The organism is Stenotrophomonas sp. 78350_Sma, from assembly GCF_056482105.1.
In genome coordinates this window covers 4,556,122-4,568,628 of record NZ_CM151182.1, presented here as the reverse complement: position 1 = coordinate 4,568,628, position 12,507 = coordinate 4,556,122, and the positions used below count along the sequence as shown (strand labels likewise).

Below are 12,507 nucleotides of genomic sequence, written 5' to 3'. Positions count from 1 at the left end.
CTGAACGGATGCGCCAATGGTCACGTGATCGGCGTGCCGTCGATCACGTCATGGAGGTGGCATTACGTGGCGTTGATGCCAACCCGATCTGCCTGGCATGAGAAACAGCCGTGTGCCGCGTTGTGCAGCTGGACAAAGGCCACCGCTGGATCGGCGAAGATCGTGTCCAGCTGCGTGGCGACCTCGGTGCCGGCGCAGACCTGCGCACTGCGCATCAGCGCCGCTGCGTCATAGGCGCGCAGCGAGATCAGGCGGCGCTGCACATAAGGTGGCACCTGCCCGGCGGGCAGTACGCAACGGATCACGCCGCGCTGCACGAAGATCGGGCCGGAGGCGCGATAGGGCGAGTGCAGCGGCAGGTGCACATGGGACAGCAGGAGCAGTTCGCTGCCGCGGGGAGGATCGCTCAGGCTGATCCGGCAGGGGTGTCCTCCCGAATCACCTGCCCAGCGACGCTGGATTCCCAGCGCAGCGAGCGCGATGTCACTCATCTCGAACAGGGGCAGGAAGGGGCGGTGGTCGATGCCACCGAGGTACCACGCATGCATGGGCGTCTCCTTGGTTTCCCGCGGATTCTGCGCATGCGCCGGCCGCCATGCTCGCCGTTTTCAGACCCCGCATCACCCTCGAGCCGAGGAACGCCGCGGGAATCGCGCTGCAAGGCGCTAAGATGCGCGCGCCGCCCCGGCCGACGAGCGCTGCATGTCACTGGATTTCCGCACCATCACCGTGCTTGGCTTCCTGCTCTGCATCGGCATTGCCGTGGGGTTCTCGCTGCTGCTGGTCGTGCTGCGCGGGCAGCCGGTGCTGCGCCAGTGGACCGCCAGCCTGTGGCTGCTCACCCTGGGCGTGACCCTGCTGGCGCTGCGTCCCTATCTGCCACTGGCGCCGGCGGTGCTGGCCGGCAATGCAGCGATGGCCGGGTGCGCGCTGATGATGCTGCGCGGCGTGGCGCTGCACCTGGAGCAGCCGTTGCCGCTGTGGCGGCCGTTGTTGATGGCGGCCGCGTTCATGGCCTGCATCTTTGCCTTCCTGGTGCCATGGCCAAACCTGGGCGTGCGCCTGCAGGTGTTCAGCGTGTTCGCGCTGGTTGTCGATGGCTGGATCGCCTGGCTGCTGCTGCGGCATGCCCCCGTGCAGCAGCGCACCAGCTGCCGCCTGGCGGCGGCAGTGTTCCTGGCCGAGGCGGCCCTGTACGCGGTGCGCCTGTTCCTGCCAGTGGCACCCGATGCCGGTGAGGACATCATGCGCACCGGTTCGCCGATGTTCGTCACCTACATTGCCGGTGTGATGCTGGAACTGGCGCGGTGCTTTGCGATGGTGCTGCTGCTGGTCGAACGCATGCTGGTCGATCTGCGGCGTGCGGCGCGCACCGATGGCCTGACCGGGCTGCTCAACCGCAGCGCGGTGCTGGCCGATGGTCAGGCGCAGTTGCAGCGGCTGCGCCGGCAGGGCCGGCCGCTGGCGCTGCTGCTGGTGGATGTCGATCACTTCAAGCAGATCAATGACCGCTGGGGCCATCTGGCAGGTGACCAGGTACTGCGCCATTTCGCAGCGCTGCTGCAGCGCTGTGCACCGGGCCACGACGCCCTGCTGGGCCGTTACGGTGGTGAGGAGTTCGTGCTGGTGATGGCCGGCAGCACGCAGGGCGATGCAATGGCAGGGGCCGCAGCGATCCGTGCCGCTCTGCAGCGGTGCCCGGCGCGCCTGGCCACCGGACCGGTGACGGTCACCGCCAGCATCGGTCTGGCGATGGACGAAGGCCAAGGCGACCTGTCCACGCTGCTGGCGGCGGCCGATGCGGCGCTGTACCGGGCCAAGGCCGAGGGCCGCGATCGCCTGGCCTGCGCCGTCCCGGCCGGGAATCCGCCTCTGCCCATCGCCGCCGACGCGCTGCCCGTGTAAGTTGGGTCACATCTTCCGCGGCAGCCCGTCGTGGTTGCCAGGAACGTCCTCCAGGGGAAACGAGCACGATGCAAAGACACCACCTCGCGCTGGCCGGAATGCTGGCCAGCCTGATGCTTGCCGGTTGCAGCCAGTCACCGTCACCCGGCGCCGAAGGCGCCAGTGATGGTCCCAGTCGCCGCTTCGGCACGATCGACTTCCAGCCCTGCACGCTGTCCACTGAGGGCGCCAGCGCCAACGTGGAAGCGCAGTGCGCCACCCTGCAGGTACCGGAGGACCGGGCCCAGCCCGAAGGCCGACGCATCGGCCTGCGCATCGCCTGGCTGGAATCGGGCAGCAGCGGCTCCAGCCAGCCCGACCCGGTGTTCTTCCTGGCCGGTGGCCCCGGCCAGGCCGCCAGCGAAGTGGCGGTCATCGTCGATACCGCGCTGCGCCAGGTGCGCAAGCAGCGCGACATCTTCCTCGTCGACCAGCGCGGTACCGGCGGCTCCAACCCCCTCAACTGCCTTGGCGCGGATGGCAAGGAGCTGGCCATGGACGAGGATGCCGCACCCACGGAAGCCTCGCTGCGCGATTACGCCGAGCGCTGCGCCGCCTCGCTGCAGGGGCGTGCCGATGCGCGCTTCTACACCACCAGCGAGGCGATTGCTGATCTGGATGCGGTGCGTCAGGCGCTGGGCGTCGAGCGCATCAACCTGGTCGGCGGCTCCTACGGTACCCGCGTGGCCCAACGCTATGCCGGTGCCTATCCACAGCACACGCGCAGCATCGTCATCGATGGCGTGGTGCCGAACGAGCTGGTGGTGGGCGGCGATTTCGCCACCACGTTCGAGGATGCGATCGCCCTGCAGTCGGCGCAGTGCCGCAAGGATGCCGCCTGCAGCAAGCGCTTCCCGACCGACACCCGTGCGCAGCTGCGCAGCGTGGTCGAGACCCTGCGCCGCGCCCCGGTCTCAGTGGAGTATCGCGACCCCGGCACCAACCAGACCCGGCAGGATGTGCTGAGTCCGGACAGCGTGATCGGCCTGGCGTTCGCCTTCTCCTATGTGCCGCAGTATTCCTCGCTGCTGCCGCTGGTTCTCGATGAAGCCGCGCACGGCCGCTACGCACCGCTGGCGTCGCTGGCACGCGGTGCGAACCGCAGCATGGATTTCCAGATCAACCGTGGCATGCAGTGGTCGGTGATCTGCAGCGAAGATGCGCCGCGCTACCAGGCGCCGGCCGAGGATCCCGAGCGCCTGTTCGGCAACGACGTGGCCAGTGCCTTCTTCGCCGCCTGCCCGGTTTGGCCGCACCGGCCGGCACCGGCAGCCAATGCCGTGCCGCTGCGCAGTGACGTACCGGCGCTGCTGCTGTCCGGTGAGCTGGACCCGGTGACGCCGCCGCGCTATGCCGAGCAGGTCCTCAAGGGCCTGCCCAATGGACGCACGCTGGTCGCACGCGGCCAGGGCCACGGCACGCTGGCGGCTGGTTGCATGCCGCGCCTGCTTGGCCAGTTCATCGACACGACCGATGCCAAGGCGCTGGATGCCGGCTGCCTGGACACGCTGAGCTATGTGCCGGCGTTCACCTCGTTCAACGGATGGGAACCATGATCGTCGCCGACAACCTGCACAAGGCTTTCGACACCCGTACGGGCCGCATTCAGGCGGTCGCCAACGTCGGCTTCCGCGCCGAGGATGGCCGCATCACCGGCCTGCTGGGCCCCAATGGTGCCGGCAAGACCACCACCATGCGCATGCTGTACACGCTGATGACGCCCGACCAGGGCAGCATCAGCGTCGATGGCATCGATGCAGCGCGCAACCCGGTGGAGGTACGCCGCCACCTGGGGGTGCTGCCCGATGCGCGTGGCGTGTACAAGCGCCTGACCGCGCGCGAGAACATCGCCTACTTCGGCGAACTGCATGGCCTCTCGGCCCAGCACATCCGCGAACGCATCGAGGTGCTGTCGCATGCCCTGGACATGGGCGACATCCTTGATCGCCAGACCGATGGCTTCTCGCAGGGCCAGCGCACCAAGACCGCGATTGCCCGCGCGCTGGTACACGACCCGCGCAACGTCATCCTCGATGAACCCACCAACGGCCTGGACGTGATGACCACCCGCGCGCTGCGCCGGTTCCTGCTGGGGCTGCGCGAGGAAGGCCGCTGCGTGATCCTGTCCAGTCACATCATGCAGGAGGTGGGTGCGCTGTGCGATCACATCGTGATCATCGCCAAGGGCACGGTGATGGCCGCCGGCAGCGCCGATGAACTGCGTACGCAGGCCGGCGAATCCAACCTGGAAGATGCGTTCGTGAAACTGATCGGCAGCGAAGAGGGCCTGCACGCATGAGCATGATGTCGACCCTGATGACGGTGATGCGCAAGGAGCTGCGTGATCTTTCCCGTGATCGCCGCACGCTGCTGTTGACCCTGCTGTTCGGGCCGCTGCTGTACCCGGTGCTGCTGCTGGGCATGGGAAAGCTGGCTGAGAGCCGGGTGCGCACCCAGATCGAACAACCGCTGCAGATTCCGACCATCGGTGCGGACAACGCCCCCAATCTGGTGCGTTTCCTCGCCGCGCAGGGGCTGAACACCGCTCCGGCACCGAAGGACCTGGCCGAGGCCATCCGCAGCCAGGAGATCGACGTGGCGCTGCGCATCAGCGATGACTTCGGCAAGGACTGGGCCGATGGCAAGCCGGCGCTGGTGGAGGTGATCAAGGACAGTACCCGTCGCGCCGCAGAAGTACCCAGCGCGCGCCTGGAGGCGGCACTGGCGACCTACAACGGCCAGGTCGGTGCGCTGCGCCTGATGGCGCGTGGCATCGACGCGCAGGTCGCACGGCCGCTGGACGTGGCGCGCCAGGACCTGGCCAGTGCCGAGGCCAAGCGCGGCATGATCCTGTCGATGCTGCTGCCGGTACTGCTCACGCTGACCTCGTTCATCGGCGGTGCCTATCTGGTGATGGACGCCACCGCCGGCGAGCGTGAGCGACAGTCACTGGAGCCGTTGCTGGCCACACCGGGCTCGCGCAGCGCCATTGTCAGCGGCAAGATCGCGGCCGCCTGCGTGGTCGGGTTCGTGTCGCTGCTGCTGACCCTGGTGGCGTTCAAGGTGAGCGCACAGATCGCGCCCGGCAACATCGGCCGCCAGTTCAACATGAACGTCAGTTCGATGCTGCAGATGCTGCTGGTGATGTTGCCGATGCTGATGATCGGCACCTCGCTGCTGACCTTCCTGTCGGCCGCGGCCAAGAGCATGAAGGAAGCGCAGAGCCACATGACCTGGCTGATGCTGCTGCCGATGCTGCCCGGCTATGCGCTGATCGCCTACCCGGTGAAGAGCCAACCGTGGCAGTACGCGGTGCCGTTCCTGTCGCAGAACCAGATGCTGCTGAAGGTGATCCGCCACGAGACCATCACCCCCTCGGTGTGGACGATCTACCTTGGCGCCAGCCTCGGCCTGGCCGCCGTGCTGTGGTTCGCCGCCGTGCGTCGTTACCACAACGAGCGCCTGGCCATCTCCGGCTGACCAGAAAAAGGGGACGGAGGGGATTAAGTCGTTTCTGCCTCTCCTGTCCCCTTCTTTCGAGGCTGCCCCGGCCTGCGCAGCTCCACGGAACGCCCCAGCGTTTCTTCCACCATCCGCAGGAATGCGGTGTCTCCCAGAGGCCGCTGTCTGGCGCTGTGGGCGCGGATCACTGGCACGTCTGCCGAGGCATCTGCGTCCTTGAGGAACTCCGCATACAGCGTTGCCCTGCGGTGTTGGGTTGGCGCCAGTGACTGGAATGCAGGATGCGGCGTCAGCAATGGATCATCGCGGCGCTGCAGGTTGCCGTGCACGCTGGACCATGGATGGTCTTCGGCGGCAACGGCAATTCCGGCACGAACGGGATTGCGTTCAATGTAGCGGTATACGCTGAGAAGGTAGGCATCGCTGTCGACCATCGATGAATGAAAACGCCCTTGCCAGAGGGGGCCGCTGCGTTCATGGCGCTGGTTGAACGCCTGCACGTAATTGTTCCCCTGCATGCGCATGGCGTCTGCCAAGCCCTGGTGGGTGGAAGGTGTCGCCAAAAGATGGATGTGATTGCCCATCAGTACGTACGCGTGCAGCGCGACGCGATGCTTCATGAAGGCGCCGTGCAACAAACGAAGGAAGAGCTGACGGTCGATGTCGTCAACGAAGATGGCCCCCTTGTTCACACCGCGCTGGGTTACGTGATAAGGCTGGCCTGCCAGCATCAGGCGCGCTTGTCGAGGCATGGGCACTCTGGTCTGTAGCGGGTCTCCAGCGTGCAGCTACCACCACCGCAGAAGACATCAGGCGAAGCCGTCAGCGTGTGTAGGGCGGGGCAGAAGCGACTTAATCCCCTCCGTCCCCTTTTCCGTAGCGCGCAGGCGTCACGCCCATCTCGCGCTTGAACACTGCGATGAAGGCACTGGGCGTGTCGTAGCCCATCGACAGCGCGACGCTGATCACCGGCTCGCCGGACAGCAGGCGTGGCAGCGCCAGCAGCACGCGCAGTCGTTGCCGCCATTGGCCCAGCGTCATGCCGGTCTCGGCCAGCCAGTGGCGGGCCAGGCTGCGGCTGGACAGGCCGCTGCTCGCGGCCCAGTCGTCGACGCTGCGGTTGTCGTGCGGCGCGCGAGCCAGCGCGGCGGCGATCCGGCGCAGGCGGCGGTCGCGCGGTTGTGGCAGGGCCAATGGCAATGGCGTACTGCTGGCGATCTCATCGGCGATCACACCGGCCAGTCGTGCCTGTGCAGCATCCAGCGGCCGATGGGGCCATTGCAGCGCACGTGCTGCCGCCGCCTGCAGCAGCGCATCTGGCTGGAAGATGCGTGGTGTGGCGGGCAGACCCAGGCAGGCCTCGGCGTTGAAGTACAGGCTCCAGCCATTGAACCCGTCTGCGCCCAGCAGCGCGTGGGGCAGCAAGGGCGGTATCCAGGCGACGTGACCTGCAGGCAGCAGCCAGTGCAGGTCGTCGGCGGCGATCCGCAGCAGCCCCTGGTGCGCACCCAGTAGCTGCCCACGCGCATGCCGGTGGCGGCCCGTGCGACGCACACCGCGCTGGCGCAGCCGGGCCGCCAGCACCACCGGTCCGTCGGAGGCATCGGCCAACGCGGGGTCGAGCAATGCGGTGGTTGTCTGATCTGTCATATCGATTGGCAGTTATACGGCAGAAACGTCGCGTCCGGGCCCCGACACTGGAGCCCACTTCAACGGAGCGCTTCCCCATGCAGCCACAGGACATTCTTCCCGACCATCAGAACGACGTGCAGGTGAACGGTCTCACCGTGCGCAAGGGCAGCGTGGGTGCTTTCCTGGCCAGCGTCCGCGACTGGCAGGATCCGGCCAGCGATCCTGCCACACGCGCCACTGCTGAAGCCGACCTGCGTGCGTTGCTGCCGGGCCTGCGCGCGCTGGGCCTGTTCCAGGTGCTGGCGGCGCGCGATCCGGCACTGCAACGCCTGATCGATGGAGTGGCCTGAAACGGACAAGGCCCGGACATGCCGGGCCTTGGCGTCATTGCAGGGGCAGAAACGACTTAATCCCCTCCGTCCCCTTTTTCGTTCAGTTGTTGCCCGGCGCGAACACCAGAGTACGGCGGGTGGTCACCGGCGCGCTGACCGGCTCGAAGCGCCAGCGCTTCACGGCGTTCAGGGCTTCACGATCGAACACGCGCCCCGGCGTCGCGCGCAGCACGCGAGCGTTCACCACCGAGCCGTCGGTGCCGACGGTGATCTCCACCAGCACTTCGCCGGAGGTTCCCGAGCGCAGCGCTTCGCCTGGATAGCGCGGCGCCGGTGTGCTGACCGGGCGCAGGGTGGGCGCTGCGGGTGCGGCGGCCTGGCGTGCGGCGCTGGCCTGCTGGGCGGCGGCCTGCTGCTGCTTCTGCTCGGCTTCGCGGCGGGCGGCGGCCTGGCGCTCGGCTTCCTGGCGCTCATTGTCGCGGCGGGCGGCATCCTGCTGCGCGGCGATCTGCTTGGCGGCGTCGGCTTCCTTGGCGCGCTGCTCGCTCAGGCGCTGCTGCTCGGTCTGCTGCTTGCTGCGGTCCTCGGCGTCCTTCTTGGCCTTCTCGGCTTCCGCTTCGGTGCGCTTGGCTGCGTTCTGCACGCCCTTGGCCAGGCCGTCCTTCAGGCGCGGCAGCGCCGGCGCGGACGCATCCACCTTCTCGATCAGTGCCACCAGGCGCTGCGCCTCGGTGTAGTCCTCGCGACCCAGGTGCTGTTCGGCGGCGATCAGGGTGTAGGGCAGCAGGTCGGTCAGCGCGCTCTTCACCGAGGCGTCGTCCGGGGTCTTGTCACGCAGGGCGAGGTAGTACTCGATGGCGTTGTCGCCGGCCGGCGCGTACATGCGGTTCTCGCGCAGGGCCTGGCTGGCCGACTCACGCAGCTGCTCGGTGCCCATCGACTGCACCTTGGCGGCGACCACCGGGGCGGCCGGAGCAGCGGACGTGGGTGCGGCGGCGGGGGCCGGTGCGGGCGTTTCTTCCTTGCCCGAGCAGGCGGCCAGCGCCAGTGCCAGGGCAATCGGCAGCCACCGGCGCGCGGCGGTGATCGTTGAGACGTGCGACATCCTGCTCCCCTCTAGAAGACGACGTGACGTAAATCATTGATACGCATGGCCGGGACCTGTGGTCCGGGCGCGGCAGGGTGACGTTTCCCGACGCCACCGCCGGCAACGGCGAGGGTGCAATCTAGCATCCCCGCCACCGCCACGTACAAGGGCGGTGGCAGGGAAGGGCAACGGCGACCAGGCCGTTGCCGGCGCCGACCTCAGTGGTCGTGCGCCTTGTCGTGCGACTTGCTGTGGCTGTTGGACATCAGCTTGTCGGTCCAGGCGATGCCGATCGCCGACAGGATGAACACGCAGTGGATGATGGTCTGCCACAGCACGCCTTCCTGGGTCAGCATCGAGCAGCGGGCGACACCGATGTTGGCGGCGGCCACAGTCATCTGCTCCGGCGTGCACAGCGGGATGCCATTCAGCGCGCCACTGGCGATGAAGGTCTTCAGCAGGTGGATCGAGGAAATGCCGATGATCGCCATCGCCAGCTTCACCTTCAGCACGCTGGCGTTGACGTGGCTCAGCCATTCCGGCTGGTCCGGGTGGCCTTCCAGGCGCAGGCGCGAGACGAAGGTCTCATAGCCGCCGACGATCACCATCACCAGCAGGTTGGAGATCATCACCACGTCGATCAGGCCCAGCACGATCAGCATGATCTGCTGTTCACCCATCGAGGCGGAATGCGAGATCAGGTGCCACAGTTCTTTGCCGAACAGGAACACGTAGACGCACTGCGCCACGATCAGGCCCAGGTACAGCGGCAGCTGCAGCCAGCGCGAGGCGAAGATCAGCGTGGACAACGGGGAGAGCGGCGGGCGGTTTGCACTCATGCGGGGGATGCTGCGTTTCGGGGGAGAGGCGAGGTTACCGGCCCGCCATGACGGTGCCAACCCAACTCACGCACTAGACTTCAGGTTCCTTTCCGCACCCCGAGCCGACGCCATGATCGACCTGTATTACTGGCCCACCCCGAACGGCCACAAAGTGACCCTGCTGCTGGAAGAGGCAGGCCTGGAATACCGCATCCACCCGGTCAACATCGGTTCGGGCGACCAGTTCAAGCCGGAATTCCTCGCCATTTCGCCGAACAACAAGATGCCGGCGATCGTCGACCAGGCCCCGGCCGATGGCGGCGCCCCGCAGAGCGTGTTCGAGTCCGGCGCGATCCTGCTGTACCTGGCCGAGAAGACCGGCCGCTTCCTGCCCAGCGACCCCCGCGGCCGCGTCACCACCCTGGAATGGCTGTTCTGGCAGATGGCCGGCCTGGGCCCGATGAGCGGCCAGATGGGCCACTTCAATGTGTATGCGCCGGACAAGATCCCGTATGCCATCGAGCGCTACGACAACGAGGTGCGCCGCTTGCACGGGGTGATGGACAAGCGCCTGGCCGAGCATGCCTTCCTGGCCGGCGACGAGTACACCATCGCCGACATGGCCAGCTACCCGTGGATCGGCGCCTACGACAAGCTGCCGGTGGACTTCGCCGCCTTCCCGAACCTCAAGCGCTGGCACGAGGCCATCGCCGCGCGCCCGGCCACCCAGCGCGCCTATGCCCTGCGCCAGCAGGTGAACCCGAACGCCGGCAAGCCGCTCAGCGACGAGGAGCGCAAGCACCTGTTCGGCCAGCGCTGACCCAGAACGGCGTCATCCACGCATAGCGTGGATCTACCGGTGGTGGGTGCCGACCCTTGTCGGCACGCTTCATGGGCAGAAGGTCATGCTGCCTTCCCGCACGGGCTTGGTTAGGATGGGGGCAACCGCCCGGCGCCCGCCGCAGGGCGGACCTGCCGTTTGCCGGGATCCTCCATGCGCCACCTGTTCGCTTCGCTCGCCCTCATGCTCGCCACCACAACCGCCGCCCACGCTGAAAAGCTGACCCTGGAAGCCATCACCGGCCCGTTGCCGTTGTCCGGCCCGACCCTGATGAAGCCGAAGGTCGCCCCCGATGGTTCGCAGGTCAGTTTCCTGCGCGGCAAGGACAGCGACCGCAACCAGCTGGACCTGTGGACCTACGACATCGGCAGCGGCCAGACCCGCCTGCTGGTCGATTCCAAGGTGGTGCTGCCCGGCACCGAGACCCTCAGCGATGAGGAAAAGGCCCGCCGCGAGCGCCAGCGCATCGCTGCGATGACCGGCATCGTCGATTACCAGTGGTCGCCGGACGCGCAGCGCCTGCTGTTCCCGTTGGGCGGCGAACTCTACCTGTACGACCTCAAGCAGCAGGGGGCGGCGGCCGTGCGCCAGCTGACCCACGGTGAAGGCTTCGCCACCGACGCCAAGCTGTCGCCCAAGGGCGGCTTCGTCAGCTTCATCCGCGGCCGCAACCTGTGGGTGATCGACCTGGCCAGCGGCAGGCAGCTGCAGCTGACCCGCGACGGCAGCACCACCATCGGCAACGGCGTGGCCGAGTTCGTCGCCGACGAGGAAATGGACCGCCACACCGGCTACTGGTGGGCGCCGGATGATTCGGCGATTGCCTTTGCCCGCATCGACGAATCCCCGGTACCGGTGCAGAAGCGCTACGAGGTCTATGCCGACCGCACTGACGTGATCGAACAGCGTTACCCGGCCGCCGGCGATGCCAACGTGCGCGTGCAGCTGGGCGTGATCGCACCGGTTGCCGATGCGCAGCCGCGCTGGGTCGATCTTGGCAAGGAACAGGACATCTACCTGGCCCGCGTGGACTGGCGCGATGCTCAGCACCTGAGCTTCCAGCGCCAGTCGCGTGACCAGAAGCAGCTGGACCTGGTGGAAGTGGCACTCGACTCCAACCGCCAGCGCGTGCTCGCCCACGAAACCAGCCCGACCTGGGTGCCGCTGCACAACAGCCTGCGTTTCCTCGATGATGGCAGCGTGCTGTGGTCGTCCGAACGCACCGGTTTCCAGCACCTGTACCGCATCGACAGCAAGGGCAAAGCCACTGCGCTGACCCACGGCAACTGGCCGGTGGACGAACTGCTGGCGGTCGACGAGAAGGCCGGCAAGGCCTACTTCCGTGCCGGCATCGAGAGCTCGCGCGAAAGCCAGATCTACGCGGTTTCGCTGCAGGGCGGCGAGCCGCAGCGCCTGTCGAAGGCGCCGGGCATGCACAGCGCCAGCTTTGCGCGCAACGCCAGCGTCTACGTCGACAGCTGGTCCAACAGCAGCACGCCGCCGCAGATCGAACTGTTCCGCGCCAATGGCGAGAAGATCGCCACCCTGCTCGAGAACGACCTGGCCGATCCCAAGCATCCGTATGCGCGCTACCGCGATGCGCAGCGCCCGGTCGAGTTCGGCACGTTGATGGCTGCCGATGGCAAGACCCCGCTGAACTACAGCCTGATCAAGCCGGCCGGTTTCGATCCGTCCAGGCGCTACCCGGTGGCGGTGTACGTCTACGGTGGCCCGGCCAGCCAGACCGTTACCAACAGCTGGCCCGGCCGTGGCGATCATCTGTTCAACCAGTACCTGGCCCAGCAGGGCTACGTGGTGTTCTCGCTGGACAACCGTGGCACCCCGCGTCGCGGTCGTGATTTCGGCGGTGCGCTGTACGGCAAGCAGGGCACGGTGGAAGTGACCGACCAGCTGCGTGGCGTGACCTGGCTGAAACAGCAACCGTGGGTGGATCCGGCGCGCATCGGCGTCCAGGGCTGGTCCAACGGCGGTTACATGACCCTGATGCTGCTGGCCAAGGCGTCGAACCAGTACGCCTGTGGCGTGGCCGGTGCGCCGGTGACCGATTGGGGCCTGTACGACAGCCACTACACCGAACGCTACATGGACCTGCCGGCGCGCAATGAAGCGGGCTACCGCGAAGCGCGCGTGCTGACCCATATCGACGGCCTGCGTTCGCCGCTGCTGCTGATCCACGGCATGGCCGACGACAACGTGCTGTTCACCAACTCGACCAGCCTGATGAGCGCGTTGCAGAAGCGTGCCCAGCCGTTTGAGCTGATGACCTACCCGGGTGCCAAGCATGGCCTGTCCGGCGCCGATGCCCTGCATCGCTACCGCGTGGCCGAAGCCTTCCTGGGGCGTTGCCTGAAGCCTTGATCCAGCAAC

Annotated in this window: 12 protein-coding genes; 7 read left to right on the top strand and 5 right to left on the bottom strand. The window is 67.3% G+C overall.

Going from position 1 to position 12,507, the window contains the following annotated elements:
• Nucleotides 1-62: 62 nt before the first annotated feature.
• Entirely contained in the window at nucleotides 63-548 is a 486-nt protein-coding gene (locus tag ACZK4H_RS21025; RefSeq protein WP_099551726.1) for a DUF1203 domain-containing protein, read from the bottom strand.
• A 154-nt stretch (nucleotides 549-702) separates the two neighbouring features.
• Here ACZK4H_RS21025 and ACZK4H_RS21020 point away from each other — a divergent pair, with 154 nt between their 5' ends.
• The 4 genes from ACZK4H_RS21020 (at nucleotide 703) to ACZK4H_RS21005 (ending at nucleotide 5,424) form a co-directional block, all read left to right on the top strand.
• Entirely contained in the window at nucleotides 703-1,905 is a 1,203-nt protein-coding gene (locus ACZK4H_RS21020; protein ID WP_099551725.1) for a GGDEF domain-containing protein, read from the top strand.
• A 68-nt stretch (nucleotides 1,906-1,973) separates the two neighbouring features.
• Complete coding sequence (locus ACZK4H_RS21015; RefSeq protein WP_099551724.1) at nucleotides 1,974-3,500, top strand: alpha/beta hydrolase; 1,527 nt, start codon at nucleotides 1,974-1,976, stop codon at nucleotides 3,498-3,500.
• Nucleotides 3,497-4,243, top strand: a complete 747-nt coding sequence (locus ACZK4H_RS21010; protein WP_099551723.1) for an ABC transporter ATP-binding protein — start codon at nucleotides 3,497-3,499, stop codon at nucleotides 4,241-4,243. The genes ACZK4H_RS21015 and ACZK4H_RS21010 overlap by 4 nt, the downstream gene beginning before the upstream one ends.
• On the top strand, nucleotides 4,240-5,424 hold the full coding sequence (locus tag ACZK4H_RS21005; protein WP_099551722.1) for an ABC transporter permease: 1,185 nt from the start codon (nucleotides 4,240-4,242) through the stop codon (nucleotides 5,422-5,424). The genes ACZK4H_RS21010 and ACZK4H_RS21005 overlap by 4 nt, the downstream gene beginning before the upstream one ends.
• Nucleotides 5,425-5,447: 23 nt before the next feature.
• Here ACZK4H_RS21005 and ACZK4H_RS21000 read toward each other — a convergent pair whose 3' ends face one another.
• Nucleotides 5,448-6,158 (bottom strand): transposase, encoded by a 711-nt coding sequence (locus ACZK4H_RS21000; protein ID WP_099551721.1) that lies wholly within the window; start codon nucleotides 6,156-6,158, stop codon nucleotides 5,448-5,450.
• 100 nt (nucleotides 6,159-6,258) lie between these two features.
• Complete coding sequence (locus tag ACZK4H_RS20995; RefSeq protein WP_099551720.1) at nucleotides 6,259-7,056, bottom strand: AraC family transcriptional regulator; 798 nt, start codon at nucleotides 7,054-7,056, stop codon at nucleotides 6,259-6,261.
• A 77-nt stretch (nucleotides 7,057-7,133) separates the two neighbouring features.
• Here ACZK4H_RS20995 and ACZK4H_RS20990 point away from each other — a divergent pair, with 77 nt between their 5' ends.
• On the top strand, nucleotides 7,134-7,388 hold the full coding sequence (locus tag ACZK4H_RS20990; protein WP_099551719.1) for a hypothetical protein: 255 nt from the start codon (nucleotides 7,134-7,136) through the stop codon (nucleotides 7,386-7,388).
• An 82-nt stretch (nucleotides 7,389-7,470) separates the two neighbouring features.
• On the opposite strand, the gene ACZK4H_RS20985 is transcribed toward ACZK4H_RS20990, so the two are convergent.
• Nucleotides 7,471-8,475: an energy transducer TonB gene (locus ACZK4H_RS20985; RefSeq protein WP_099551718.1), complete on the bottom strand. Its 1,005-nt coding sequence runs from the start codon at nucleotides 8,473-8,475 to the stop codon at nucleotides 7,471-7,473.
• 200 nt (nucleotides 8,476-8,675) lie between these two features.
• Entirely contained in the window at nucleotides 8,676-9,296 is a 621-nt protein-coding gene (locus ACZK4H_RS20980; RefSeq protein WP_099551717.1) for a TIGR00645 family protein, read from the bottom strand.
• Nucleotides 9,297-9,408: 112 nt separating this feature from the next.
• Here ACZK4H_RS20980 and ACZK4H_RS20975 point away from each other — a divergent pair, with 112 nt between their 5' ends.
• Together ACZK4H_RS20975 and ACZK4H_RS20970 are read left to right on the top strand one after the other, a co-directional pair.
• On the top strand, nucleotides 9,409-10,098 hold the full coding sequence (locus ACZK4H_RS20975; protein ID WP_099551716.1) for a glutathione binding-like protein: 690 nt from the start codon (nucleotides 9,409-9,411) through the stop codon (nucleotides 10,096-10,098).
• Nucleotides 10,099-10,272: 174 nt separating this feature from the next.
• Entirely contained in the window at nucleotides 10,273-12,498 is a 2,226-nt protein-coding gene (locus tag ACZK4H_RS20970) for a S9 family peptidase (RefSeq protein ID WP_099551715.1), read from the top strand.
• The last annotated feature ends 9 nt before the right edge of the window (nucleotides 12,499-12,507 follow it).

Bases quoted from the DNA above. Each gene is read 5' to 3' on its own strand.
- ACZK4H_RS21025 (WP_099551726.1), bottom strand. From the start codon at position 548: ATGCATGCGTGGTACCTCGGTGGCATCGACCACCGCCCCTTCCTGCCC.
- ACZK4H_RS21020 (WP_099551725.1), top strand. From the start codon at position 703: ATGTCACTGGATTTCCGCACCATCACCGTGCTTGGCTTCCTGCTCTGC.
- ACZK4H_RS21015 (WP_099551724.1), top strand. From the start codon at position 1,974: ATGCAAAGACACCACCTCGCGCTGGCCGGAATGCTGGCCAGCCTGATG.
- ACZK4H_RS21010 (WP_099551723.1), top strand. From the start codon at position 3,497: ATGATCGTCGCCGACAACCTGCACAAGGCTTTCGACACCCGTACGGGC.
- ACZK4H_RS21005 (WP_099551722.1), top strand. From the start codon at position 4,240: ATGAGCATGATGTCGACCCTGATGACGGTGATGCGCAAGGAGCTGCGT.
- ACZK4H_RS21000 (WP_099551721.1), bottom strand. From the start codon at position 6,158: ATGCCTCGACAAGCGCGCCTGATGCTGGCAGGCCAGCCTTATCACGTA.
- ACZK4H_RS20995 (WP_099551720.1), bottom strand. From the start codon at position 7,056: ATGACAGATCAGACAACCACCGCATTGCTCGACCCCGCGTTGGCCGAT.
- ACZK4H_RS20990 (WP_099551719.1), top strand. From the start codon at position 7,134: ATGCAGCCACAGGACATTCTTCCCGACCATCAGAACGACGTGCAGGTG.
- ACZK4H_RS20985 (WP_099551718.1), bottom strand. From the start codon at position 8,475: ATGTCGCACGTCTCAACGATCACCGCCGCGCGCCGGTGGCTGCCGATT.
- ACZK4H_RS20980 (WP_099551717.1), bottom strand. From the start codon at position 9,296: ATGAGTGCAAACCGCCCGCCGCTCTCCCCGTTGTCCACGCTGATCTTC.
- ACZK4H_RS20975 (WP_099551716.1), top strand. From the start codon at position 9,409: ATGATCGACCTGTATTACTGGCCCACCCCGAACGGCCACAAAGTGACC.
- ACZK4H_RS20970 (WP_099551715.1), top strand. From the start codon at position 10,273: ATGCGCCACCTGTTCGCTTCGCTCGCCCTCATGCTCGCCACCACAACC.